General features: G+C 42.5%; 26 protein-coding genes and 1 tRNA gene. 13 read left to right on the top strand and 14 right to left on the bottom strand.

Features of this window, described 5'->3' with window-relative positions; translation table 11 throughout:
• The first annotated feature begins 1 nt into the window (after position 1).
• The 4 genes from A9957_RS05335 to A9957_RS05320 all read left to right on the top strand — a co-directional run bounded on the left by A9957_RS05335 (position 2) and on the right by A9957_RS05320 (position 5,771).
• The gene (locus A9957_RS05335) at positions 2-1,309 is read left to right on the top strand and encodes an energy-coupling factor ABC transporter ATP-binding protein (protein ID WP_292343448.1); all 1,308 of its coding nucleotides are present in this window, start codon (positions 2-4) and stop codon (positions 1,307-1,309) included.
• Between the two features lie 52 nt (positions 1,310-1,361).
• Positions 1,362-1,859: an HPP family protein gene (locus A9957_RS05330; RefSeq protein WP_292343446.1), complete on the top strand. Its 498-nt coding sequence runs from the start codon at positions 1,362-1,364 to the stop codon at positions 1,857-1,859.
• 3 nt (positions 1,860-1,862) lie between these two features.
• Complete coding sequence (locus A9957_RS05325) at positions 1,863-3,035, top strand: cation:proton antiporter (protein ID WP_292343444.1); 1,173 nt, start codon at positions 1,863-1,865, stop codon at positions 3,033-3,035.
• Positions 3,036-3,110: 75 nt separating this feature from the next.
• Positions 3,111-5,771 carry an HAD-IC family P-type ATPase gene (locus A9957_RS05320; protein WP_292343443.1) on the top strand — a complete coding sequence of 887 codons (2,661 nt, stop codon included), beginning with the start codon at positions 3,111-3,113 and terminating at the stop codon, positions 5,769-5,771.
• A 110-nt stretch (positions 5,772-5,881) separates the two neighbouring features.
• Here the strand turns inward: A9957_RS05320 and A9957_RS05315 are convergent, their stop codons facing one another.
• On the bottom strand, positions 5,882-6,655 hold the full coding sequence (locus A9957_RS05315) for an ATPase domain-containing protein (protein WP_096712843.1): 774 nt from the start codon (positions 6,653-6,655) through the stop codon (positions 5,882-5,884).
• Positions 6,656-7,282: 627 nt separating this feature from the next.
• On the opposite strand from A9957_RS05315, the gene A9957_RS05310 reads away from it, so the two are divergent.
• The 6 genes from A9957_RS05310 (at position 7,283) to A9957_RS05285 (ending at position 14,963) form a co-directional block, all read left to right on the top strand.
• The gene (locus A9957_RS05310) at positions 7,283-9,445 is read left to right on the top strand and encodes an S-layer protein domain-containing protein (protein ID WP_292343442.1); all 2,163 of its coding nucleotides are present in this window, start codon (positions 7,283-7,285) and stop codon (positions 9,443-9,445) included.
• Between the two features lie 149 nt (positions 9,446-9,594).
• The gene (locus tag A9957_RS05305; RefSeq protein WP_292343440.1) at positions 9,595-10,149 is read left to right on the top strand and encodes a hypothetical protein; all 555 of its coding nucleotides are present in this window, start codon (positions 9,595-9,597) and stop codon (positions 10,147-10,149) included.
• Positions 10,150-10,322: 173 nt separating this feature from the next.
• Positions 10,323-10,610 carry a hypothetical protein gene (locus A9957_RS05300; protein ID WP_096712927.1) on the top strand — a complete coding sequence of 96 codons (288 nt, stop codon included), beginning with the start codon at positions 10,323-10,325 and terminating at the stop codon, positions 10,608-10,610.
• Entirely contained in the window at positions 10,607-11,326 is a 720-nt protein-coding gene (locus tag A9957_RS05295) for a hypothetical protein (RefSeq protein ID WP_096712926.1), read from the top strand. The genes A9957_RS05300 and A9957_RS05295 overlap by 4 nt, the downstream gene beginning before the upstream one ends.
• A 70-nt stretch (positions 11,327-11,396) precedes the next feature.
• Positions 11,397-11,506: transfer RNA gene (locus tag A9957_RS05290), tRNA-Met, on the top strand.
• A gap of 700 nt (positions 11,507-12,206) precedes the next feature.
• On the top strand, positions 12,207-14,963 hold the full coding sequence (locus A9957_RS05285; RefSeq protein ID WP_292343438.1) for a DNA-directed DNA polymerase: 2,757 nt from the start codon (positions 12,207-12,209) through the stop codon (positions 14,961-14,963).
• A gap of 1 nt (position 14,964) precedes the next feature.
• On the opposite strand, the gene A9957_RS05280 is transcribed toward A9957_RS05285, so the two are convergent.
• The 4 genes from A9957_RS05280 to eno form a co-directional block, all read right to left on the bottom strand.
• Positions 14,965-15,558, bottom strand: a complete 594-nt coding sequence (locus tag A9957_RS05280; protein ID WP_243641507.1) for an ABC transporter permease — start codon at positions 15,556-15,558, stop codon at positions 14,965-14,967.
• An 89-nt stretch (positions 15,559-15,647) separates the two neighbouring features.
• A complete protein-coding gene (locus A9957_RS05275; protein ID WP_292343437.1) occupies positions 15,648-15,851 on the bottom strand; it encodes a hypothetical protein in 204 nt (67 codons plus the stop codon).
• 118 nt (positions 15,852-15,969) lie between these two features.
• Positions 15,970-16,095: a hypothetical protein gene (locus tag A9957_RS05270; protein ID WP_292343436.1), complete on the bottom strand. Its 126-nt coding sequence runs from the start codon at positions 16,093-16,095 to the stop codon at positions 15,970-15,972.
• A gap of 6 nt (positions 16,096-16,101) precedes the next feature.
• On the bottom strand, positions 16,102-17,379 hold the full coding sequence (gene eno, locus A9957_RS05265) for a phosphopyruvate hydratase (RefSeq protein WP_096712923.1): 1,278 nt from the start codon (positions 17,377-17,379) through the stop codon (positions 16,102-16,104).
• Between the two features lie 151 nt (positions 17,380-17,530).
• On the opposite strand from eno, the gene A9957_RS05260 reads away from it, so the two are divergent.
• Positions 17,531-17,908, top strand: coding sequence for a transcriptional regulator (locus A9957_RS05260; protein ID WP_292343435.1), 378 nt, complete (start codon positions 17,531-17,533; stop codon positions 17,906-17,908).
• Here the strand turns inward: A9957_RS05260 and A9957_RS05255 are convergent.
• From A9957_RS05255 to nadC, 9 genes are all read right to left on the bottom strand, one after another.
• Positions 17,905-18,354 carry a PPC domain-containing DNA-binding protein gene (locus A9957_RS05255; RefSeq protein WP_096712921.1) on the bottom strand — a complete coding sequence of 150 codons (450 nt, stop codon included), beginning with the start codon at positions 18,352-18,354 and terminating at the stop codon, positions 17,905-17,907. The genes A9957_RS05260 and A9957_RS05255 overlap by 4 nt on opposite strands.
• 9 nt (positions 18,355-18,363) lie before the next feature.
• On the bottom strand, positions 18,364-18,882 hold the full coding sequence (locus A9957_RS05250) for an ABC transporter ATP-binding protein (protein WP_308736820.1): 519 nt from the start codon (positions 18,880-18,882) through the stop codon (positions 18,364-18,366).
• Positions 18,883-18,927: 45 nt separating this feature from the next.
• Positions 18,928-19,050, bottom strand: a complete 123-nt coding sequence (locus A9957_RS10585; protein WP_308736821.1) for a hypothetical protein — start codon at positions 19,048-19,050, stop codon at positions 18,928-18,930.
• Between the two features lie 30 nt (positions 19,051-19,080).
• Positions 19,081-20,187, bottom strand: coding sequence for a cell division protein FtsZ (locus A9957_RS05245; RefSeq protein WP_292343434.1), 1,107 nt, complete (start codon positions 20,185-20,187; stop codon positions 19,081-19,083).
• Positions 20,188-20,207: 20 nt separating this feature from the next.
• Positions 20,208-21,455 carry a BatD family protein gene (locus A9957_RS05240; protein ID WP_292343433.1) on the bottom strand — a complete coding sequence of 416 codons (1,248 nt, stop codon included), beginning with the start codon at positions 21,453-21,455 and terminating at the stop codon, positions 20,208-20,210.
• Between the two features lie 482 nt (positions 21,456-21,937).
• Entirely contained in the window at positions 21,938-22,516 is a 579-nt protein-coding gene (locus A9957_RS05235; protein ID WP_292343431.1) for a hypothetical protein, read from the bottom strand.
• Positions 22,500-22,718 (bottom strand): hypothetical protein, encoded by a 219-nt coding sequence (locus A9957_RS05230; RefSeq protein ID WP_292343429.1) that lies wholly within the window; start codon positions 22,716-22,718, stop codon positions 22,500-22,502. The genes A9957_RS05235 and A9957_RS05230 overlap by 17 nt, the downstream gene beginning before the upstream one ends.
• Complete coding sequence (locus tag A9957_RS05225; protein WP_292343427.1) at positions 22,711-23,424, bottom strand: TIGR04255 family protein; 714 nt, start codon at positions 23,422-23,424, stop codon at positions 22,711-22,713. The genes A9957_RS05230 and A9957_RS05225 overlap by 8 nt, the downstream gene beginning before the upstream one ends.
• A gap of 187 nt (positions 23,425-23,611) precedes the next feature.
• Positions 23,612-24,448 carry a carboxylating nicotinate-nucleotide diphosphorylase gene (gene nadC / locus A9957_RS05220; RefSeq protein ID WP_292343425.1) on the bottom strand — a complete coding sequence of 279 codons (837 nt, stop codon included), beginning with the start codon at positions 24,446-24,448 and terminating at the stop codon, positions 23,612-23,614.
• A 296-nt stretch (positions 24,449-24,744) separates the two neighbouring features.
• On the opposite strand from nadC, the gene tnpA reads away from it, so the two are divergent.
• Together tnpA and A9957_RS05210 are read left to right on the top strand one after the other, a co-directional pair.
• Positions 24,745-24,996: an IS200/IS605 family transposase gene (gene tnpA, locus A9957_RS05215; protein ID WP_258082638.1), complete on the top strand. Its 252-nt coding sequence runs from the start codon at positions 24,745-24,747 to the stop codon at positions 24,994-24,996.
• Positions 24,996-26,010, top strand: a 1,015-nt coding sequence (locus tag A9957_RS05210; protein WP_292343423.1) for a transposase, incomplete at its 3' end; no start/stop codon positions are given. The genes tnpA and A9957_RS05210, both read left to right, overlap by 1 nt.

The raw sequence follows: 26,010 nt of genomic DNA, 5'->3' as shown, positions 1-26,010 counted from the left end.
TATGGTAATACTTGAAACACGCGGCCTGAAATATTCCTATCCCGACGGGACCCATGCTGTCAGGGGTGTGGACATCAAATTGAGAAAGGGCAAAAGAATTGCTTTTGTAGGAAAAAATGGCTCGGGTAAATCCACCCTATTTTTGTTACTTAACGGTACTCTCAAGCCTGCTGAGGGCAGGATATTTTATGATGGCAAGGAACTGGCCTACGATCAGGCATCCTTGAGGGAAATAAGAAAAAACATTGGTATTGTTTTCCAGAATTCCGATGATCAGGTATTTGCACCTACCGTCTACCAGGATGTGGCGTTTGGGCCGGTCAATCTTGGCTACAGCAAGGCAGAGATTGAAAAGAAGGTAAACGGAACCCTGGAATATTTCGGCCTGAGCGGACTTAAGGATAAACCTCCGCATCATTTGAGTGGCGGCCAGAAAAAGAGGGTTGCTATTGCGGGGATTGTGGCTATGGACCCCCAGGCTATCATACTGGATGAACCCCTGGCAAGCCTGGATCCGGTAGGCGCTGATGAACTTCTGGATGTACTGCACGAACTCAATCATATGGGTACCAGTCTGATCATTTCCACCCATGATGTTGATCTGGCCTACAGCTGGGCGGATTATGTTTTCTTCATGGTGGACGGGGAGGTTATCGGGGAAGGTACTCCGGATGAAGCATTCCAGGATGATGAACTGCTGCGACAGGCCCACCTGAAACGGCCGATGACCTTTGATATATATAAGGAGATTGAAAGGCGCGGGCTTGCTCATGGCAACAGGCAGCCCAAAACGGTTCCTGAAATAGTGGATTCCCTGAAACCTCCGGAACTGATGTGGGTGGAGGTGCCTCCTGAAACCCGGGAAGGCGACATATTGAATCTGGGGGTACTGCATGGAGAGTATGCCCTGCACTGTCCTTATGAAGCGGTTAACGCCAGGGTTTTACACATCCATGAGAACAATAAGGCTATCGTGGAACTTACCAGACATGGAATAAAGGCCGGCGGTATCCTGATCTACGATATGGATAAGTTTGATCCCTCTGACTTTGAAGGTTACATGGAAAAAGAGGAAATAGATATTGTGGGGGCCATGGGTAAAAAGAGCAAGTTACTTGCCGAAGATTATTCGATATGTGTCGATATAGCAACCGGAGTTATCGATCGCACCATCCTGATGGCACTGTGCGGGAAAAGATGTATGATACTGACCAATGGTGGCATGATTCCCCATTCAATGCAAAGGATCAATGAATATATTGAAAGAAGTGGCATAGCCCTGAATGTCAGGGTCCTGAATGAGAATTGATATTGGAATAATGTCTTTGTAGAATAAGAAATATATTGTCATTGGGATAGATATGTTTTCTGGAAGGGAACTTGATATGAATCGTTTATCTACTGAAGAAGGATATTCAGACCTTGATGAGAAGTGCAGCCGGATTTATGTGAAAGATATAATGGAGACACGTCCGGTTACCATTAAGGCAGATGATTCTGTGGAAAGGGTACTTGAAGTATTTAATGAAAATGAGTTCCATACCTATCCAGTGGTGGAGGATAATGGCGATTTTCTGGGTATAATTGACCAGAATATTATCCTGCAGTTATTGCTAACCCACCGTGTGTCCCGGCTTGATCATACTCATCTTATGGCAGTGAAATCCCTCAGTGAATTTGCCCGGGGAATTATGATTCCTCATCCTGTCACCATTCCACCTGAGATGGATCTATGTGAAGTAGCAGAAATAATGATAAAACATAAAGTGGACCGTTTCTGCGTGGTTGATAACGATAAACTTGTGGGCATAATATGCAAGCCGGATGTTATTAAGGCAATCTACAGTTTAAGGGGTTAATAGATGGAGTTTTTATTCCAGATCCTCATTATTTTGCTATCTGCCAGATTGTTGTCTGAGGTTTCTGAAAGAGTGGGTATGCCAGGTATACTGGGGGAAATTCTGGCAGGTATATTGCTTGGGATAACGGTTCTGGAAATTACTGATACAATTTCTTCTGTTGCACAGCTGGGTGTCATTTTTCTCTTATTTATTGCAGGCTACAAGGAAGTTCATATTGATGATTTGAAAGCATCTTCCAAAAAAGCGATCATTGCAACCGTTTTCCAGATATTGATAGCTTTTATAGCCGGTTTTGGACTGGGATATTTTTTTGGGCTGGGCAATCTGGAAAGTCTTGTTCTGGCAGTGGCTTTCAGCCCCACAAGTATAGGAGTTACTGTAAAAACATTATTAGATATGAATTATTTATCCAGTAAACCCGGCTCAATGATGTTAAGTTCAGCGATTTTTGATGATATTATCAGCATTTTCCTGGTATCTATTGTTAGTACCATGGCACAGCATAATTCAATTCTTTCACCCATGCAATTTCTTACACTAATAGGCAAACTTATTGTATTCGTTGGTGTAATGTATTTCCTATCCCGTTATGTCTTATCCCGTCTTTTTGGATATGTAAGAAAAATGCATGCAAGAGAGTCCGTATTTGCTACTGTAATATTGGTTGCACTGTTTTCTGCCTATTTTGCAGAAGTGATGGGATTACATGCGGTTATCGGTGCTTTTGTGGGGGGTGTAATGCTTTCAAATATACCTGTTGCCAAGATCGAGGATGTACAGAGTAAGGTTTCAGGATTGGCTTATGGTATGCTTACACCGGTTTTTTTCGTATATATAGGAATGTCTGTTGATCCAACGTCTCTGGGAGCTGCAGGTATTTTTACTGTATTGATTGTGGTTTTTGGTTTATTGGGTAAACTTGTAGGTGGTTTTGTAGGTGCTAAAACGGTTGGCTTTAATTTTTATGAAAGTCTTATATTCGGCGCAGGAGTTATGCCCAGGGCAGAGGTTACTCTTGTGACGATTTCTATTGGCAGGGAGATAGGCATAATAGGAGAGGAAATATTTTCGGCAGTTGTATTGTTGGCTGCTGTTTCTATCTTTGTTGCACCAATATTGCTTAAATTTGCTATACAAAAGGACAAGGAGAACAAGAATTCTGCTTCAGGCTGACCTTTGCCTGCATTTATGACTGCAATAAAGATTTAATATGGTATTTTTCAAAGTTAAGCGGGGAGCTGGCAGGTTATGAAATTATCAGAGCAGGGTTGTATGCAATTGCCCGAGAATATCGCAGATTCTGAAGGGCTTGGAAGAGCTGAAGTTTCTGCCAAACTCCAAAGGCAAGGGTATAATGAGCTGGAAGAGACGGAAAAAACCACTCCGTTTAAGATCTTCATTGGCCAGATGGGTAATGTTATTGTATGGGTGCTGGCTGCAGCGGCCCTGATTTCCCTGTATATAGATGAAGTGGTAAATTTCTGGGTGATTTTAGGGCTTATTATTTTTGTAATCTTACTGGGTTTTGTGCAGGAATACAGGGCTGAAAAGGCCATGGAATCCCTCAAGGGGATTGTGCGGCCAAAGACCACTGTTTTACGTGAAGGTACCCTGCGCCAGATTGCCACAAGGGAAGTTGTTACAGGCGATATTCTGGTACTGGAAGCCGGTGACAGTATACCTGCAGATGCCTGTGTCTTTGAATTGCAGGAACTTAAGGTGGATGAATCGGCATTGACCGGGGAAAGTTTGCCTGTGGAGAAAAACTTGAATGAGCCTCTTTATGCCGGAACTCAGGTTGTCAGAGGTAAATGCAGGGCTGTGGTGATGGCCACGGGTATGGATACGGAACTGGGGTCAATCGCTTCCCTGATTCAACCTGAAAAGGAAGTTACTCCCCTGCAAAGGGAGATCTCGGCATTTTCCAAAAAACTGGCAGTTGTGGCCTTGCTGGCATCAGGGATGGCTCTGGGGCTGGGTATTTTTGCGGGGGCTCCTGTCGAGGAGATGTTGATCATTGCCCTGGCACTGGCAGTGGCCGCGGTGCCCGAAGGCCTTCCTCTGACCCTGACTATTACGCTGGCCTACGGGATGCGCCGCATGGCTGCCAAAAATGCCATCATACGCAAAATGCTTGCGGTAGAAACCCTGGGCTCGACCTCGGTGATATGTACGGATAAGACCGGGACCCTGACCCGTAATGAGATGACGGTTGAAAAGATTTGGACCATGGAAGGTTTGTTTGAGGTTACGGGTTCGGGTTATGGAGCTGAAGGGGAATTTGTGCTTGAGGGGAATAGTTTCAATCCCAAAGATTCCACACTGGAATTGCTGTTGAAAGGGGCAACCCTTTGCAACAATGCATCCCTGAATCAAAACGGCAATTCAGAGGATGTGGTGGGAGATCCCACAGAACTTGCCCTGCTGGCGGCTGCCTCAAAGGCGGGTATCCGCAAGGAGGGGTTTGCCGGGGAGCATGAAAGGTTGCATGAGATCCTTTTCACTTCTGATAGAAAAATGATGACTACAGTTCACCGGGAAAATCAGGGATCGATCTCCTTTACCAAAGGGGCTGTGGAGGTTGTGCTGGAGCGTTGTGATCACATTCTTAAAGATAATGAGCGGGTGCAGCTTGACCAGACCATCAGGAAGACCATTCTGGAAGAAAACGGCAGGCTTGCCTCCGGAGCCTACAGGGTGATTGCAATTGCCCGCAAGGATGTGGGGGATAAGTGGGATGAAACTGATCTGGAAGAGGGGATGACCTTCCTGGGACTGATGGCAATGACCGATCCGGTAAGGGAAGGTGTTACCGAGGCTATCGGTTTGTGTCATCAGGCGGGTATCAAAGTGGTGATGATTACCGGGGACAATGTAAAAACCGCACTGGCTATCTCTGACAAACTGGGAATTCCTGTAGAGCAGCCTGATAATATTTCAGATCCCGATGGTATACTGGCTGACGGGGCGATTACGGGAGATGAACTGGCCGGTTTGAGTGATGAAGCCTTTGCAAAGATTGCGGATCACATCCATGTGTATGCCAGGGTTATGCCAGAGCAGAAATTGAGGATCGTTAAAGCCCTGCAGGCAGAGGGACATGTTGTTGCCATGACCGGGGACGGGGTGAATGATGCTCCTGCGCTTAAAAGAGCTGATATCGGTGTGTCGATGGGGCTTAAGGGCACGGATGTGGCCCGCCAATCCAGTGATATGGTGCTGCAGGATGATAATTTTGCTACTATTGTGGAGGCTGTCAAGAGGGGCAGGACCATTTATGATAATATAGAGAAATTTACAAGTTACCTTGTTTCACGCAATTTCAATGAGATTATACTGATTATGCTGGGGATTTCCCTGCTGGGCTATGAACTGGTTCCCCTGCTTGCCCTGCAGATCCTGTTTATCAATATGTTCGGCGAGATTATGCCTTCAATTGCGCTGGGCCTTGATCCTGCACGGGAGGAAGTGATGCACCGCAGACCCCGGCCTGTGGGTGAAGGAATCCTGGCCGGCAGGAAACTTGTACTTGTGGGTTCTGTGGCCGGGGTGATGGGACTTGCCTGTTTTGCTTCCTTTTTGCTTGCAGACCCGACCGCAGATCTGGAGCGGGCACGCACAATCACGTTTGCTACGGTGGTGAGTATGATCATGTTTGTGCCGTTTGCTTTCCGCTCCCTTGAGATGTCTGTGCTGAAAACCGGTTTCAGGAATAAATTGATCATTGCAGGCGTTTTGAGCACGTTGCTCCTGACACTGCTGGTTATGTATGTGCCTTTCCTGGCTGATGTATTTGACCTTGTGCCGCTTGCTTTGCAGGACTGGTTGTTGCCTCTTGGCTTTGCGGCAGTTACACTGGGATTTGTGGAAGTTTTGAAGGGGTTGCTGTTCAGGAAGAATTACGGGTAAGCAGGTGGAGATCCTTAAGCGCCATGACTACAGTCTGGACGCAACCCTGTAGTATACAGGTGTATCCAATATGAAAACGGGGAAATGTAGCCCGATCTTAGGGGCCGGGCTTAGAAGGGGGTATAGACTTCTTCGTGGGGATGGATCACGAAGCCTTCTTTTGTGATTTCATAGGGGTGGACCTTTTTACTGTGGTCTGAGCCGCGCATCTTGTAGACCTCGACACTGCGGGTGCGGACATTGTCATGCATGTCGTAGTAGAGGGAGAATGTACCATCGGTGACGAAGTTTTCCACACCGAATCTGGAGGGCTGTTTCTCGTCGATTACTTCACAGGTCATCAGGGATGTCAGACCGATTATTTCAAGGGTGGTGCTGAGTTTGAGTAATTCCACACGTATCCGGGCGGCTTCATGCAGATAGAAACTGATGGATGTCGTTGAATCTATCAGGGCCCTTTTGGCATCGATCTCTTCCTGTGTGGCGATGATCTGGTCCATCATTGAGCGAATGTCGAAGGGACGCACGTCCACATATTTTTCCTGGGAGGGGATTCCTATCTTTGTCGAACAGGCATCGACTATTGCGAGTTTGTTCTCTTCTTCTAAGGCCTGCAGGTCCCAGCCAAAGTGCATCATGTTCTCACGGATCTGTTCGGGCCGCTCCTCTGTGGCCACGATTATCCCGTTTTCCCCGTACTGGGTGATCCCGTTGTAGATGTACTGGGTTGAGAATATGGATTTGCCGGCTCCTGAGGTGCCGGATACCAGATAACTCCTGTCACGTACAAGGCCTCCCCCGCACAATTCGTCAAAGCCGGGAATGCCGGTCTTAACCCTGTTTCCTTCGTCTTCAGTGGAAATATTCTCTGCGCCTGTAAACATTTAGCATCGCCTTTTTCGTGTAAGTCGGGTAGTACCCCTGATGAATTCATGTATAGCAATTATTTATGAGCACTCATTCACTTTACTGGAATCGGGTTTACGATTTATCAGTGTTTTCGTATATTCGTATAAAAAGTATTGATATGGATTAATATAAATAGGTAATGTACGTCATTACCCTATCTGGGGGTCAAACTGATAAAGGATTAAGACCATTGATACTATGTCGAATGTATCCGGCTCTTTGCCCCCGGGCAACTCATGGCCGGGAGTGTATGCGAAAAATATGGAAGTCGACAATATGCCAAGTATCAGCTGTATTTTCAATGGTCCCTTTATTAATTCGGACGAAATTTATTCGGCATATGCCGTGAAATACATCGATATTTACCAGTAAAAAGAGCGTTTTTTGACCCTGGAGACCACAAAAGATTTAATAAGCAATTTTCTTATTAGAGGGTTGCAAACCAATATGACGGGATCAAGAGGGTGATGAGCTTCCTTTCGTCAATGAGCGTAATGTTCACCGATGAAAGGTTGATTTAACGTACATGTGTACGTTTTATTGTTTATCAATCACTCTTTACCTTGACCATATATCTATAAATTAACTAACGGAGGAGAATTATGAAAAGACTAACAGCAACTTTAATGGCTGCCCTTATGGTCTTGACAGTATTTGCTGGCGTAGCAAGCGCTGCAGATACTGTGGAGGTCAGGGGACCAGTCTATAACGGTTCTAGTGTGTCAGATATAGTAGACAGCTATAGCGGATCATCAAATTACATTGAAATGAATGCAACGAATTTTGCAGGTTTCTACTACGATCTTGATGACGGACTCGAATCCGAATATCTCAGGATATACAATAACGGAAAGGAAGGTACTAATGATGCTGATCCTTTGAGCGGTGACAAGATACCAGAAGGTGGACTTGTTTATTATTCCGTTATCAACATGACCGACTATGAGTACGCATACAATGAAACTGAAATAGATACAGATGGGGACGAAATCCGCACCCAGTATCCAGTTATTGGTCTCTTTGCCGAGGAATATGTTCCACTCAAGAACACCACACCTGACCTTCTCGCCAAACTTATCCAGGACAATGATGACGAGGTAACTCTCAGAACGGGTACATCATATGATCTTGGTCACGGTTATGAGTTGACCGCACAGCAGATCGATGTTGAAGGTGACAAGGTCTGGATGGAGCTTAGCAAGGATGGAGAGTTTGTGGAGGATCAGGTAGTTGATCTTACAGATAAGAACTATGCAATCTGGAGTTATGAAGAAGACGTTGCCGGTGAGGATGATGTTGAAGTTCTCAGAGTACGCGTCACTGATGTCTTCCAGGGCCAGGTCGACAGCCTCGCTGTAGTTGAGGGTGTCTGGATGATTGACTATATGAATGTTGTTGAAATCGAAGATGACGACACATTTGGCGAACTCGAAGTTCAGACAACAGGTAATATCGAAGGTTTCGATGATCAAGGTATCATGATGTGGAATGATAATTCCATGACCCTTGATGAAGATGACACCGAGGAAATCGCTGAAGGTCTTTCCTTCAAGACGGCTGATGTTTCTGGCGATGTCATGAGATTCTACCTCATGAAAGAATACACCGAACCAGGTACATATGAAATCAGAGGACAGGTCTTTGAAGATGAGCCAGGAAACTGGACTTATGCAAACTTTGCTGGATTCTACTATGACCTTGATGACAATCTTACAAGTGAATCTTTGATCATAGATAAATCAGGTACATTCGACCAAAACAGTTCAAAAATTGATGAAAAAGAGTTGGTTTACTATGCCAACATCACAGAAACCGGCTTTGAGATCGATTACAATGAGGAAGATACAGATGGGGACAAAATCCGCCAAACGTATCCAGTTATTGGTCTCTTTGCCGAAGCATATGTTCCACTCAAGAACGACACACCTGACCTTCTCGCCAAACTTATCCTGGACAATGATGACGAGGTAACTCTCAGAACCGGTACATCATATGATCTTGGTCACGGTTATGAGTTGACCGCACAGCAGATCGATGTTGAGGGTGACAAGGTCTGGATGGAGCTTAGCAAGGATGGAGAGTTTGTAGAGGATCAGGTAGTTGATCTTACAGGAGAAACTGGCTCTGCAACCTGGAGTTATGAAGAAGACGTTGCCGGTGAGGACGATGTTGAAGTTCTCAGAGTACGCGTCACTGATGTCTTCCAGGGTCAGGTCGACAGCCTCGCTGTAATTGAGGGTGTCTGGATGATTGACTATATGAATGTTGTTGAAATCGAAGATGACGACACATTTGGCGAGCTCGAAGTTCAGACAGCAGGTAATCTCGGTAATGATGTTTATGGAATTATGATGTGGAATGATAATTCCATGACCCTTGATGAAGATGATACAGAGGAAATTGCTGAAGGTCTTGCCTTCAGGACGGCTGATGTTGAATCTGGCAGTGACACACTGAGGTACTATCTGTACAAGGAAGTCACCATCGAAGGCGAAGAACCAGCTGAGCCAACCGAGCCAACCGAGCCAAAGGACAACGTAACCGAGCCAAAGGACAACGTAACTGAGCCAACTGAGCCAACCGAGCCAACTGAGCCAACCGAGCCAACCGAGCCAACCGAGCCAACCGAGCCTGAGGACAATGTAACTGAACCTGAAGAACCAGCAACCAACGAAACTGAAGAACCTGGAGGAATCCCTGGATTTGAAGCAGTCTTCGCAATCGCTGGACTTCTGGCAGTTGCCTACCTCGTAAGGAGAAACTAAGCAGACTTGAATGATAGAAGGGACTAATCCCTTCTACTTATCTTTTTTTTTGGTTTGTGTTTTATTCTTTTTTGATCTGCTCGCTGCGGATTACTTTTAAATATCTGAATCTAAATTACAATCCATCCGCTTTGGAAAAGGGATCTTTTATGAAAATGAGAATAGTAGCATTGCTTCTGGCAATTTCAATGATCATGGTTGCAGTGTCGGGATGTACTGACACCAGTGGTACAGGTGAAGAAATCGATAATCCTGAAGTTGGTTCTGTTTCAGATGCAGTGTCACTTGACGAAGTGCCGGCAGGGTTTGAGATGATAGGTGAGCGCCAGCTGGACTTTGGAAGTGTGCTGGACGGTGTGGGCAGTGAAGATACGGTAGTTGAAGCCACGCAGGGTATCTACAAAAACGGGGATAGTGTGGAAGTGCAAATCAGCGCCATTGAATGCACTGACACGGAGGCTGCCCAAACCCTGGTCAACGACTACAAAAACGAATTTAATCCAATGGCACAGGGAGAGAGGTTCACCGAGCACTCCATCAATGACCACTTTGCCACACGCATCATCTGGCATGTGACCGAGGGCGGCGAGGACGTGCCACGTTATGCCTATGTCTGGAACAATGACAGCATGGTAATCCAGGTCAGGGGCACTACTTCTGATCCCAACCTGCTGCTTACCTTTGCAGAGGCCACAGGTTACTGATGGGGAGTTTTTCCCCATCTTCTTTTTTTATTTTGGGATTCATGTTAGGGATAGGGCGTAAATGGCACAAACTTATTCAATCAACAACATGATTTTTCAGAAAACTCAATAAAACAAACTTACTTAAGCGCTCAACGATATATTAGAATATACCAGAGCAATGAGGAATTTACATGTCAAAAATAACCGAACCACCAAATGTTCAATCTAAAGTCAGTGAACAAATCGGCACATCAGCATGTAGTAATAGCCTGTCAGATGACAGACAATCTGAACACATTGAACAAATGGCACGAAAGGCAACAACCCGTGCAGCAAATGATGCTCTTAAAAATGGCAGGGCTATTACAATCCAACAGGGTAATGCTATTGTCAGGAAACATCCGGATGGTAGAATCGAAGTGATCAAAACACTAGAAAACGCATTCGTTGTCCCCAAAAAACGTATGTATAAACTATGAAGCGGATTCGAATATTTGCGGGACCAAATGGATCAGGTAAATCCACCCTGGTCCAACAATTTATTGAAGATGACCCGAAATTAATAAATCCACAATTACATATTGATCCTGACAAACTTAATACTCAAAACATTATTAATTTTGAAAATCTTGGAATACAAACGGATATATCTGAATTCCAAGAGCATCTTTTAAATTCAACCCTGTTCCCAATAAGTAAAATTGACATTAAAGATATCAAATTTGAGAATAATTGTCTTATTAATAATATCAACAATTCCTATATGGGGTCTTTGATAGCAGATTTTATTAGAGATAAACTAATAGATCTGGATATCAACTTGTTTTCATTTGAAACAGTATTTTCACATGAATCTAAAATTGAATTCATGGAACGGGCCAGACAAAAAGGTTGGAAATTGTATCTTTATTTTGTAAGTACATCAGACATTGCAATCAACCAGGGACGAGTGAATGAACGTGTTCAAAAAGGACAACATAACGTCCCTGATCATAAGATAAAAGATAGATATAAGCGATCAAATAACTTTTTGTTTGATGCATTAAAATTATGCAGAAGAGCATATGTATTTGATAACTCAAATGATACTTCTGTTTTGATTGTGGAAAAAGATATAGATGGAAAGATCTGGATCAAAGATGAAAATGAACTACCACAATGGGTTGATACATATCTCCTTTCGAAATTTGAATAAGTTACAATCGGTAATGCTATTTTAATCGATACTTTTTAATATCACTTTTACCTTCTGTATGTGCTACCAGGCCCGGATAGCCTAGTTGGTTGGGGCGCCAGACTCATAGGGTAAACGATTGGGTGCTCCCATGTCTCCTGAGACATCTGGAGGCCGCGTGTTCGAGTCACGCTCCGGGCACTTTTCTTTCTCATTTTTAGTTCCCTTTTTTGCTAAATAGAACTTAGAGGCACAGAAATTATCTGTTGTTTGGATCTCTGACTCATTCTCACATCGTATAACCACTTACATATCATTTGGCTCACATTCTATCATCCATCAAGACTAAGATATCAACACCATTTGAAAATATGAGATTCTATTTATAGAGCAAAACGAAATATGTTAGTGGGTTTGAGAGTATAATTAAGCATCTGTCTTAGCTTATTACTTGATTAGTTTTTTTGATAAATCTGCTAACATTAACTAGGAAGTTGGGCACCGCAGTACGATAATCATAGCAGCACAGTGCATAAACTCAAACAATGAAAGGGGAAAAAATCATGAACGAAGATAGCAAAGCCCCGGTAATGGAATCTACAGTCCGAGGTGGCACATCGATACGGGACTGGATGTAAAGGAAGTTGAAAAACTTGCATTCAGGAGAAAAAAGAGCGTTACAAAGACAACTGAAAAGTAAATCATATTCAACTATGATTGCGGTCTTCCATCGCAGGATTAAATTGTGGCTTTGCATCAACATACTAAAATATTTTGCGTGAGGGTTGTTTGGTATGAATTCCAAACACTTTGGCTTTTGTAGATATGTCACGGGGTTTAAGTTATAAATAAGAAATCTCATACAGCAACCCATAATCAATCATCTTTCACAGTGAAAACCATGACCACAAACCTACCTGATCAATTAGAGTTCCAGCTCATAGATGCCGACTACTTCAGACAGGACAACTCTCCTGTAATCCGCCTGTTTGGGCGTTCTTCAGAAGGTAAAAGTATATGCTGTCAGGTACCCGGCTTTGAACCTTATTTTTATGTAAATTGTAATGCAGATCTGGAACAGGTTGCATCTGATATAAAGCAAAAGTTCGAGCAGGTAAAAGCCATTGATGAGGTTGAGAGATTTGAACCGGTAGGCTACCAGACCACACCCACCCGCATGTTAAAGATAATCACCCATGATCCGGGTAACGTGCCGGAGATCAGGGATGATATAGCCGCCATGCCTGCTGTAAAAGAGATCTACGAGGCAGACATCCTATTCAGGAATCGCTTTCTGATTGACAGGGGCCTGCATGGGATGGGCTGGATGCGGTTGACTCCTCAGACTGCCCTGCAGGACCTTCCTCTCTGCAATATAACCTGCAGCAGTGAGGACGTGGAAGAATTTGAAAGAAAGGAACCTGCCCCTCTGAGACATCTGGCCTTTGACATCGAGTGTTTACCAGTGGATGGCAATATGCCCACTCCTGAAACCTCTCCCGTGATAATGATCAGTATCTCCTTTGCACCGGCCTATCAGGGCAAAGAAACCATAGTCCTGATAGCCAAACCAGCTGATGGCGTGGACACTGATGTGGAAGCCTGTCAGGATGAAGCTTCCATGTTGTCCCGGTTTTTTGAGATCTTCAGGGAATATGATCCCGACGTAGTGACCGGCTACAACAGCAATGATTTTGATATTCCCTATATTACCGACCGTGTATCCATTCTTAGCAAAAACGGCCACAGGATCAAATCCGATGTGGGCAGGGACGGCAGGAGCCTGGGTTACAGGAAAATAGGCACTCGCACAATGGTTGATATCACCGGCAGGGCCGTTGTCGATGTTTTGCCCCTGATCAGGCAGGAATTCAGCCTGAAACGCTATACACTCAGGAATGTCTCTCATGAATTGCTCGACAAGGAAAAACTGGATGTTTCCCCTCAGGACATGGAAGAATATTGGGAAGATGATGGCACCAAACTCTATGAATTCATTAATTACGCCAGACGTGACTCCGAGCTTGCCCTGGAGCTGCTCCTGCAACTAAAATTACTCGATAAACATATAGCGGTATCCCAGGTAAGCGGCACTCTGCTTCAGGACGTTATAAGCGGTGGCCAGACCAATATGGTCGAACAGTTGCTCCTGAGTGAATATGGCAAGCAGAACAGGGTCATGTCATCCAAACCCGATGAACATACATCCCAGCAAAGAAGGAAGCTGAATGAGAATCTTAAAGGAGGTGCAGTCCTTGAGCCTCATAAGGGGTTACATGAAAATGTTCTTGTGCTGGATTATAAGTCACTTTATCCCACCATTATAATGGCCCACAATCTCTGCTATACTACCGTTGTGGAAAACACCAATTTACAAGCAGATGACCTTATAGTCTCTCCTACCGGGGATAAATTTGTCAAACCCCATCTATACAAAGGCATAGTACCCTCGGTACTCGAGGAACTTTTGAGAAGGCGCAGTGAGACCAAGCAAATAATGAAAAAGACCCGGGATGAAAATCAACACCGTGTCCTTGATGCCACCCAGCTTGCCCTGAAAATCCTGCTCAACAGTTTTTATGGTTATTCCGGTTATGCCCGGGCCCGTCTGTACAGTCTGGGAATGGCCGGTTCAGTAACAAGTATTGGCAGGGAAAATATCGCCCGCACCGAGGAGATTGTCTGCAGCCAGATAGGCAGTGTGATTCTCAGGGATGACGAGGTCTATTTCAGGGATGAAGCAGGTGAGTTGAAGCCTGATGACAGAGAAGTTAACCTTTCCATTGTTTACGGCGATACGGACAGTGTTTTTGTGCACTGTATGAACAGAGATAGCAAGGAACTGTCTTCTGATGACCTGACTTTGGAAGAATCTGCCCGTGTGGGCAGCAAAGTTGCTTCCCTGGTGACCGCATCCCTGCCGGATCCCATGGAACTGGAGTTCGAAGCCACTGCCAGACGTGTTTTGCTTGTAGCAAAGAAACGCTATGCACAATGGTTGTTTGAACCTGAGGGAGATGGCTGGAAAGATAAGATCAAGGTCAAAGGTCTGGAAACCGTCAGACGTGACTGGTGTGAGTTAACATCCAATATGTTAAATCAGGTACTGGAATATGTCCTGAAAGAAGGTAATGTCGAAAAGGCAGTGGAACATGTGAAAACCACCGTGGACAGGGTGCGCAATCTGGACGTCACCCGGGATTCTGATATAATTGATGATCTGGTACTGACAAAGACCTTTTCCAAGAGCCCTTCAAGTTACAAGAACAAACAACCTCATCTCACCGTTGTGGAGAAGATAGAACAGCGTACCGGCATGCGTCCTTCTATCGGGGAAAGAATTCCCTTTGTGATAGTTGCGGGCAAGGACCTTTTTGTAAATCGTGCGGAAGACCCTGAGTATGTCAGGCAGCACAACATAGCCCTGGATGTTGATTACTATATCCAGAAACAGCTCCTTCCACCGGTGGAACGTATCCTTTCGGTATTCGGTGTGAATATAGCAACCCTGGATCATGACTCCAGACAAAAAGGGCTTTTTGATTTTTCAAAAACCAAACATGCCGACAACGGCTGTCAGATGAATGCCGAAATAAGGGAACCTGAAAAGGAGAAACTTCCTGAAAACGGCAACCAGAGTTCCCTTTTTGATTTCTGAATCATATACTTTCTATGGCTTCCACGGGATTCAGTTTTGATGCTTTTGTTGCCGGATAGACCCCGGCGATCATATTTATTGTAAAAGCAAAAATGGTGGCATAAAAGAAATTCATTGCCGCAATTTTCATGGGCATACATGTAAGTACCAGATACGTTTCAGCAGGCAATTCTATTTCGTGGGATCCAATTGCTAAAGCTGTAAAATATTCCAATACAAGACCCAGCAGCAGGCCGAAAGCTCCCAGGATTGTGGATTCTATCAGGAATATTTTAGTGATGCTTTTCCTGGAAGTATCCATTGCCATGAGCATTCCGATCTCACTTTTCTTGTCCATGAGAATATTGATCAGTGTATTGGCAATATCAAATCCGGCAGTTATATAGATCAGGATATAGTAAAGCCACACAATTACCTTCTGGGTATTGAGTAGATCCAGGAGTTGACTGTTGATCTCAATCCAGCTATCAGCCTTCAGACCTGTTTCTTTTTCAATTTCTAAAGTGGTTGTCTTTGCATTATACGGATCTGTGACATGCATGGATATTGCAGTAATTGTTCCCTTCTCATCATAAAAATCCTGCAGGGTTTCCATTCTTGCATAGGCATCACTTTTATCCCGGCCGGTACCGCTGTCAAAAATCCCGATAACTTTCAGGGAAAGCTCGCCTGCTTGAGGGGAGGTTATCTGTACCCACTCATCGGGTCATCCCCTATAAGGATACCTTTACCACTTCCGGAAAGATCTTCATAATTTCCCTCAACGATATCGGGTTTAAGATGCATCACTTTATTTTCATCCGGAGGATCCACTCCGAATATGTTGATTCCTGCGGAATTGTCCCGGTATGTAATCACGGCCTGTTTTTCAAGGAATGCAGAAAGCAATAACGGTAGGTGTACTTACGATTACAGACTTATAATGATCATAGAGATGGATGCCTGCATCCTTGTCCTCTGCAGGATACACCCACTATATGAGGAGAGTTTTCCACTGTCTTTTCTATCAGTTCACGGTAAATCCGGTCATAAGGGACATGAGGACTACAATGAACACTACAGCAAGAATGGAAAAGAATGTATTGCGCTGTTTTGAAGCGATATGCCTGCGTGCAATCCTGAATTCGAACATAAAGTTTCAGAGCTGCACATAACGTGCAGCATCTCCCAGGTTTTCTTCAATACGCAAAAGCTGGTTGTACTTGGCAGTTCTTTCCCCTCTGGCCGGAGCTCCGGTCTTGATGAGATCCGCTCCGATTGCCACTGAAATATCTGCAATCATTGTATCCTCGGTTTCTGCAGACCTGTGGCTTACCACTACATTATAGCCGCTGCGGAATGCCATGCTTGCAGCATCAAAAGCCTCAGAAAGAGTACCGATCTGGTTTACCTTGAGCAGAAGAGCATTTGCAGCTTCCATCTCGATACCTTTGGCAAGTCTTGATACATTTGTGACAAACAGGTCATCTCCCACAATAATGGTTTCCCAGGCTTCATTGGTGAGGTTTGCAAAATCCTCAAAGGCTTCCTCATGGAAAGGATCCTCAATCATTACTATAGGATATGTGTCAATCAGGTCGACATAGAAGTCGGTAAGTTCTGCTCCGGTCATGGTGGTCCCGTCGATATTGTAGTTATCCCCATCGAAAAATTCGGAGGCAGCAGCGTCCATCCCGATGGTAACCTCTGACTCGGTATATCCTGCTTCTTCGATGCCACTTACCAGAGCATCCAGGGCATCCACGGTCTGGTCAATGGGTGGAGCATATCCTCCCTCATATCCCACATTGGTTGCAGAAGCACCATATTTGTCTTCCAGGACCTTTCCCAGGGTATGATAGGTCTCGCTTCCCATCTGCAGGGCATTTGAATAAGTATCAGTCCCTTTGGGCTGGATCATGAATTCCTGGATTGCAAGACCATTGCCTGCATGTTTGCCGCCGTTGAGGACGTTCATTGTGGGAACGGGTAGTGCAAAGGAATTCGATCCTCCAAGATACCTGTACAGGGGCATATTGAGCGAATCCGCAGCTGCATTGGCAACAGCCATTGAAACACCCAGGATGGCATTTGCACCGAAAGTTATCTTGTTGTCGGTTCCGTCAAGGGCAATCATTAACCCATCGATCTCTCTCTGGCTGCGTACATCATAACCCGTCAATTCCCCGGCTATTGTTGTATTGACATTGTCCACGGCATCGAGGACACCTTTACCATTGTAGCGTTCATCCTCCTTATCCCGCATTTCAATGGCTTCATTTGTTCCTGTGGAAGCTCCTGAAGGGACACTGGCCCTGCCAAAACCCTTTGGCGTGAACACATCAACCTCCACTGTGGGATTTCCCCTGGAGTCCAATATCTCTCTTGCATGAATCTTTTCTATCCGGTATCCTGCTTCTTCTGCCCTGTAACTCATGATAATTCCGCCTTGGACTTTGTTTACTGAATAGGGAATTACTGTATATATAATATTCTTGTCCCTGAAATCCTTGTTGCTAATGCTTTGTACATCCTTTCCTATAATACATTCATAAAATATATATTAATGGAGCCATTTTTCTTCCTTTATGAATGATGCTGCTTTCATACAGCTTGATTCCAGCAAGAGGGAAATTGCAGGCCTACTTCAAAACCTCTCCCTCTCCCGGATAGAAGCTCTAGCTATGACCTGCCTTATTGATGGCGATTCGCTTACATCAAGCCAGATTGAAAATCTCACCGGCCTGAGACAGCCTGAAGTAAGTGTTGCCATGAAACCTCTATGTGAAAAAGGTATAGTGGAGTCCTGGGATCAGAAGTTATCAAAGGATCGGGGCAGGCCCCGGCGTTACTACAAATTAAAATTAACCTTTGATACATTCATGAGAAATCTGGAAAATGACATATCGGCCGAAATAGAGTGTAAATCCCAGGCGCTCAATAGGCTAAAACAGATATGCACTTAATTCTCTTTTTCCCCGAAATTGATAGGGGCAAATCCTCTTGTACTGTCAAATTTGCGCAAAACATCCATCCCGTCGATTTCAAGAAGAAGGATTTCCGTTACCATGAAGGCTTCATTGTGTTCTCGCATGCATCCAATACTGGCTTTACCGTCTCTGCCCAGACCGGTATGGAGGTGAACTACGGGTTTTTTGTTCTCAAGCATTATGTTACCAATACCGATTATTTCATGCGGGTCCACAAATGAATTCCATATGGGCTCCGGAGGAATCATATCTTTGAGTGGGCCGGTGACCAGATTTGAATTTCTGCATGCTCCCAGCATGAAAAGAAATGCCTTTTCTATAGTTTTTTCTTCTGCAAGGGCGGTTATACTTTCCAGTATGTCTTCACCGTCATCTACCCTGAGGACAAATACTCTTCCTACTTTTCCTTCTCTGTATTCCATGTTATTCCCTTATTCAGTAATTTTGCCATCTACGATCCTGACGATTCTGTCAGTTTTGCGGGCCATGTTTTCATCATGGGTCACCAGGATGAATGTCTGGTCAAATTCTCGGTTCAGTTTCTTTAAAAGTTCGTAGACCTTGTCACTGGAATGGCTATCCAGATTCCCTGTAGGTTCGTCCCCGATAATGATCTTTGGCTGGTTGGCAAGTGCCCTTGCCACGGCGACACGCTGGTTTTGTCCCCCTGAAAGCTGGTCTGGAAAATGATGCAGACGGTCTTTAAGTCCAACTTCATTGAGCAGTTTTTCAGTTTCTCTGGTAGCTTCATCCTTTTTCTTGCCGGCTATCAAAAGAGGCATCATGACGTTTTCCAGTGCGGTGAAGTCAGGTAAAAGATGATGGTACTGGAATATAAAGCCAAGCAATTCGTTTCGTGCACTGGATCGCTGCCGGTCATCCATGCTGGTGATATCCTGGCCATCAATCAGGATAGTGCCTTTTGTGGGCGTGTCCAGAATATCTATCATGTGGAGCAAGGTACGAAGGTACTTTTGTCGGATCCGGAAGGGTAACTATGGAAAGGATTTCTCCTTTTTTACATCAAGGTCCAGTCCATCAAGCGCCTTCACCTCGACACCATCTCCATAGACTTTTTCCAATCCGCGGATTTCGATTACATTGTCTGCTTGTGACAATGTCCTTTCCTGGAAACATTGCACATCATGTCAGTACTGCGGTTCCAGCCCTTCTATCTGGGAGAATGCTTTATCGACTTCCTTATCTTCCTGGACTCGTTCCTTTTTCTCTTTTTCGGTATTGATAGCACCGACTGCAAGATGATAGAGTTCTTCCAGCTCGGAAGCGGATTCAAGGGTAAGGACAGACAGTACCCGGGGATATTCACCTTTGCGGACAATTATTCCTTTGAAAACATGGCCTACTGAATCAGAAAGTTTCTCAACTTCCGTAGAGATTTCATCGATGCTCAGGGAACTCTTGTCACCCTTGATGATTATCATGGACCTGCTTGCTTCCTCGTAAACATTGGTATTAAACAGTAATCCGCTTGGGGATATGGCCTTTTGTATGGCTGTTCTGATAGGCACTTCCCCGTCTGCTTCGTAGTAACCAATTGTTGCAATCCCGGCTCCCCCACTCATAACAGTCTTGAAATCACCGAGGTCTGTGACCATCATCATCTCACTGTCCAGGGAATCCAGCAGGAAAAGCAGCCTTTTTGCGATCATCTCATTTATGGAATCATAGGCAGATTCCACATCCCCGCCCATCTGTTTGAGGTACTGGTTATCTGCAAGGATTATCCCGTCAACTCCACTTCCCCTTATATCCCTGAGGGCAAATGCAGCGTTTTGCAGGTAAAGCGTCCCTTCTTCCCTGAAGGGGAGGACAACTACTGCATATACAGGATAATCATTTTGTTCTTTTAATTCCCGGATCAGGGAAGGAGTAAAAGATGATCCTGTACCTCCGGAGGCAGAAGTTATTACAAAAGCAATATCGAAACTGCCTCTCTCATCGAGGTTGCGCATAATCTGGGATTTATTTTCATCAAAAACTTTCCTTCCCACATTTCGGTTTGCACCAACTCCATGCAGGTGAGGTATATGGATTCGATCCTTTGCCTTGGTATATTTCATTTCCTTGAGGTCGTTTACGGCAGTATTTATGGCAAGGGTTTGTACATTACTTTTATACTGTTGTTTTGCGTAGAATTTGGCAAATCGACTTTTGGAGCCGAATGCCTGCCTGTTTATAGAGTCCAGAATACGGTTGCCACACTGTCCGTTTCCGACCATAAGTATATTGAGCAATTAATTCCTCCAGGTGATATTTAAAAGCGGTATTGTTGGCGGCGGTAATATATCCATGCTGCTGCCCCAAGGATAATGACTACAGGCACGATATATACATATAGCGGCTGCTCGAAGACCACATCGTATTTGCCTTTTGTGACTTCCAGTGCATTTGTTGTTGTTTCACTGTTTATTTCTTCTGCTTCAGGGTTCTCTGCACTGATGTAGGAATAGGAGGCTGTTACCGGATAACTTCCCATTTCCTCTGCTTTGACGTTGAAAGTGAATTCCTTTTCCTGTTGCACTCCCAGGGTTGGCAGGTATATTGTGGGGGTACCACTGATAATCTCGATCTCACTGTCCCCGCTTTCATACTCAAGTCCATCGGGAAGCTGGATGTCCACGGAAACTGCTTCAGCACCCCCTTCACCGTTATTTTTTATGAGTAAAGTTACTTCAGTACTCTCGCCCCGCGGTATAACAGGTTCCTGAAGCTCTGCCGAGACTTCCACATCTGCCATGGCTGCGGGTTCGCCTTCCACTGTGATTGTAGGAGTATTGGAACTTGCCTGCGGGAAATCAACTCCTGCATTGTTAGAAAAGGTTGCAGTAGTAGGTTTGAGTGTAAATGTGCCGGGTTCTGTCGATTTGATGCGGTAGACAAAAATTTGCTGAGATTCCCCAATGTTCAGGGACATCTTGCCGGATTGGCTTACGAAAGTTTCCTCCAGGATGAATTTCTCGGGGAGGTTGTTGGAAAATCTGAGATCAGTTGCCTCGTCATCCCCTTTGTTTTCTGCGCTGACAGTAACGGTTACTGAATCACCTGCTTGTATGGTATTTGAACTTACACTCTTGGTAATTTCTACTAGGGGGGTGCCGGAAAATTCCGCCTTTTCATGACCACCATCGACAACTCCCTTTGTATTGATTATGTCCTCATCGGTAATTGTAATGAGTATTTTGGCAAGATTTAAAGTAGCTTTCTTTGTATCGAGAAGTTTTACTTCAACTTCTTCATTATCGATTTCAAAGGTAAAAGTGTCGTTAATATCCAGCCCTTTGTCCATCAATTCAGTGTCCTTTTCATACACATAAAACGATGCATATTCGTTTGAAGGGAACACATCGGCTACATCTATTACATGATTGTTTATCTGGTACCCGTCACCGGCTTGTATCTCTCCTTCATAAAGAACACTTTTTGCATAAGCAGAGCCTGCAAATACCACTGAGGACAAGGCTGCTATCAAGAGCAGGCATACGATCATTTTTTTGAATTCCATGTTCCCCTCGCCACGATTTTTTCATGATTTGTTATCTGAATACTGCCTAAATACACTACTGGAAACCAATATAAAGTTTATGACATAAAACTGTAGCCCGAGTTAAAATCCCTTTCACCTTGCTAAGGTTGGGCTAAAAAAGTACACGGATACTAGAGCTCTGTCATGAGTATTTATTCTTACGATACTGCATGCACTAAAAAAGGTAGAAGAAAGTGTAGATCAAGCACCTTTTTGTGTATGCCAGAAGTGGCACACCTTCCTTTATCGTGTATCTAAGGGTACGGCAGAATCAAAAGCCAGAGGCATTACGTAGCAGTGCAAATGCCGGGTACTGGGTATTTTGAAAAGAGGAGTGGTTTAGAAATCGCTATCAGGGAATTTGTGGAATAAAAATAGAGGGATTATTTTTGCCACACCGGACACTTTTGTATTCGAGTGGAAATAGTGGCGGGGCTGATTTAGTTTCAAATTTATATGCATTATTCATTTTCAAAAACAGGTAATCCTATTCTACTAAGATAGAATGCAAATCTTTGAGATAAGTTTTCTCTGAAAATTAGATTAATAGTTGCTAAATAATGCTCATCTTTTTTTTGATATAATATTTCCCTTGGAATTGTGTAATAATGTTTAAAATCTAAGACTAAATTTGGTATTTGTAAATTATCGTCATTAGATAAAAAATGGTATCTTGGGGCATCATTATTTTTGACATCGTTCCATTTTTTACTATTCAAATGTTGCATTGTTAATTCTAAAGATTCTAAGTGAGTACCTTTCCTTAATTTTTCCGCAGGATAGGCAGGACATACTAAAATTGATTGAAGAAACTTGTCATGTGGATGTTTTGATTCTTTTTTTGGAGGCCTAGAATCAAAATCATTTTCTAAATCACATTCTTGGCTTAAAACGACTAAATAAGGAAGAATTAATTTTTGAGTTTCGCTGTGGTCTGCCTTATAAAATTCCCATTCCAGTTGATAATCTCTAAGTATATCTCCTTGGCAAATACGTTTCCCATCATTAAAAAAATAATGTGAATTAATGTTTAAAGTCATGTTTTTCAACTATTAACATTACATCTCTTTTTTTATACCTTTTATCGATTTTTACTCTTTGGTTTTTTATATCAAATGAATTGGAATTGTTTATTTCAAAAACCTGTTTTGATTTTATTTCATTGTTGATGGGTTTAACTTTTTCTAGTATTCTTTCCCTGTGTATATAAGGTCTATTATTGTATATTTCTTGCTTAATCATTTTCGATTACTCCCATTTTTGCTCTTAATTCATCCCCTATGCTATTTTCAAACATATCAGATATGATTTCGTTGAATTCCTTTATTTTGTCAAAGACATCGCTTATTTCAAGGAGATCATCATAAGAGACATTATAGTCTAATAGAAATTCTTTTCTGCTAATTGGTTCTGGGTACTCACTATTTGGTGTTCCAAAAGTAAATATTATTCTATTATCGTTTTTCATAAATTCAAATGTCTGCATGCTTCTCAAAATAGAGTGGCTTTCATCAACAAAATTACTAGAATTAAATAGTAATTTATCGTCGATTATGTTTTTCCAATCAAAAGTGTTTCCTTCCCTTAAGATAATTTCATTTATGTATCTCAATTCAGTAGTGATAATATGTTTGACGTGGTATAAATCTGTGAACGTGTTTATTATTTTTTTAATACCTTCATAAAATCGTTCAAAAGTGGTATATTTCGTATATTCTATTTGGAGATACGTATTGCTTATTGCAACAATTTTTGTATTTTTTTTATCTGAAAATACCCATTCTTTGGCATCATCTGAAGTGTCACTATCTTGAACATCTGTCAAAGGGAAGTCTGAAGACACATCTTTTTGAAATGATTTTGGGGGATTAAATTGATTAAAATCTAGAATATTTGGAAAATTAATTCTACATATTGCATGCGTGATATAATTTGATTTGTATTTCATAACCCACACCTTATTTCAATTTCCCTTATGGTGAGAATGAAATATATAACTTTTTGTATTTGTGATATCAATGGATTCATGCTATACTTTTGTCTGATTGGTAATTCACTTCATTTAATGAACAGTAATATCAGAGGAAAAATTAGAATTGCACACGTCCTCCAATAATCAGAAAGACTCTCCAAATTCATGGCATAAAATACCCTTTCATCTCCATACTCAGATCGGCCCATTGTGCTTTATGGATCAGGGAGCCCATAGAGATTACGTCAATTCCGGTTTTTGCGTATTCGGCAAGGTTTTCGGTGTTTATATCTCCCGATACCTCTACTATTACCTTATTCCTTAATCCTTCGTGACTTAACTTTTCCACGGTTGATATTATTTCTGAAGGGGACATATTGTCCAGCATAACGATGTCCACTCCCATCCTTGCAGCCAGGATGGCATCGGTTGCGGATTCAACTTCAGCTTCTATTTTTTGGGTAAAACTTGCCATTTCCTTTGCTTTAAGAATTGCATTTTCCAGGCCCATTATATTCCTGTGGTTATCTTTTATCATAATGGAATCGGAGAGATTGAACCTGTGGGGGTCACCTCCACCTGCGATTACGGCCAGTTTTTCGAACTCCCGGATTCCCGGAGTTGTTTTACGGGTTGCAGCCACAACTGCTTCAGAACACTCATTTACAGTTTCCACGCAATCTCTTGTAAGGGTCGCAATACCGCTCAGGTGTCCCAGGAAATTCAAACTCAACCTTTCAGCACGTAATAAGGATACCGTTCCTGCCTTAAGTTCAAAGACCACATCGTTATTCTGGACTTTTTCCCCGTCTGCAACCTTTCTTGTATATTCGATATCAAAATAATCAAAAATGGCCTCTGCAACCTCCACACCGGCAACCACACAATCCTGCTTTGCAAAAACCACGGCTTCTGCAATAGTATCCGGTACCATCTGGCATGAGATATCATGATAACCCAGATCTTCCCGGATGAAATTCTCTATCTGTTCTCTCAGCATCCTTTTCACCGGATTTACTTTATGTTCGAGGAGTATTTAACTCAACAGGCGAGAAGTCCCCTTCCGTTAGGTAGGGGATGAAAGCCGTGCTATAATAATATAATTGTATAAGTTATTTGTAGTTATAAGCTTATATATGTAACTATGAACAACAAACTGGATACAGGTAGTCTTTCTGTATATTCACTGCAATATCATTTTGTGCAATGTGTAAAATATAGAAGAGATGCTTTGGTGAATCCTCTCGTAGTTGATTGTTTGAAAAAACTATATACAATATAAGTACAAACTTTGAAGTGGATACCCTTAACATTGAATGTGATAAAGACCATTTTCATATGATATTCAAAGCAAAACAAACATTGGATATACCTAAATATATCAATGCGATCAAAACAATTTCATCAAGACAAATTAGAAGGAATTTTCCAGAAGTAAAAGAGAAATTATGGAAAGAGGCTTTTTGGTCAAGGTCATATTTCTTGGCTACAACTGGACAAGTTACGCTGGATATGTTGAAAAAATATGTTGATAATCAGGGCAAATAATGCAATTAACAAAAAAATACAAAATTCATCCAACTGAAATACAAAAGAATATGCTTTGGGAGTTATCCAATGCATGTACATATCTTTATAATATTGCATTATCTGAAAGAAAAGACACATGGAAAAATGATAAAAAATCCATTTCATATACAAAACAACAGAATGATTTACCACAAATAAAAAAAGAATATCCTATTATAGAGATTCTTTATTCTAAAACATGTCAGATGGTTTTGCGTAAATTAGATACCAATTACAAATCGTTTTTTGGAATTCACAAAAATGGAGATAAAAAAGCAAGACCACCTAAATTTAGAAGTTGTAAATACTTTTTTACAATAACATATAATCAGAGTGGTTTCAAAGTAATTGGAAATATAATTAAATTCTCACATAAAATAAATAATGATGATTTGATAATTGATATTGAACAAGATATATCAAATTTGAAAATCAAACAAATCGAAATATTCAATGAAGATAAAAAGGGTAATGGAGACTTTTTTGTTACTATTACGTATGAACCTGAAATCAATGTGCCTTTTGTTCAAAATAATCATTTTCAAGCCATTGATTTAGGGATTACCAAAACGATTACTGCGATAAACGATAAAGGGAAATTTTTTGAAATAAACAATCCACGATATGATTTATATTGGGATTCTAAAATTGGCGCAGTTCAATCAAGACGTGACCATTGCAAAAAATACAGTAAAAAATGGCATCGATTAAACAAAACCATTCGTACTATGGTAAGTAAGAAGAACAATCAGATAAAAGATTGGCAACACAAAACCACCAAAAAAATGTTAGAAAACACAAAAGCCAATACAATTATTGTAGGCAAACTTAGCGTTAAAAACATGGGGAATTCAAAAAACAAAACGTTGAACCGCTCTACACAAAATAATGGTTATTTATCACGTTTCATCGAATTTCTCACCTATAAAGCAGAACTTATAGGTAAACAAGTAGTTAAAATTGATGAAAGTTATACGTCAAAAACATGTTATG

Origin of the sequence: Methanohalophilus sp. DAL1 (genome assembly GCF_001683555.1) — an archaeon.
GTDB classification, from domain to species: Archaea; Halobacteriota; Methanosarcinia; order Methanosarcinales; family Methanosarcinaceae; genus Methanohalophilus; species Methanohalophilus euhalobius.
This window is presented reverse-complemented; position numbering and strand designations above follow the sequence as displayed.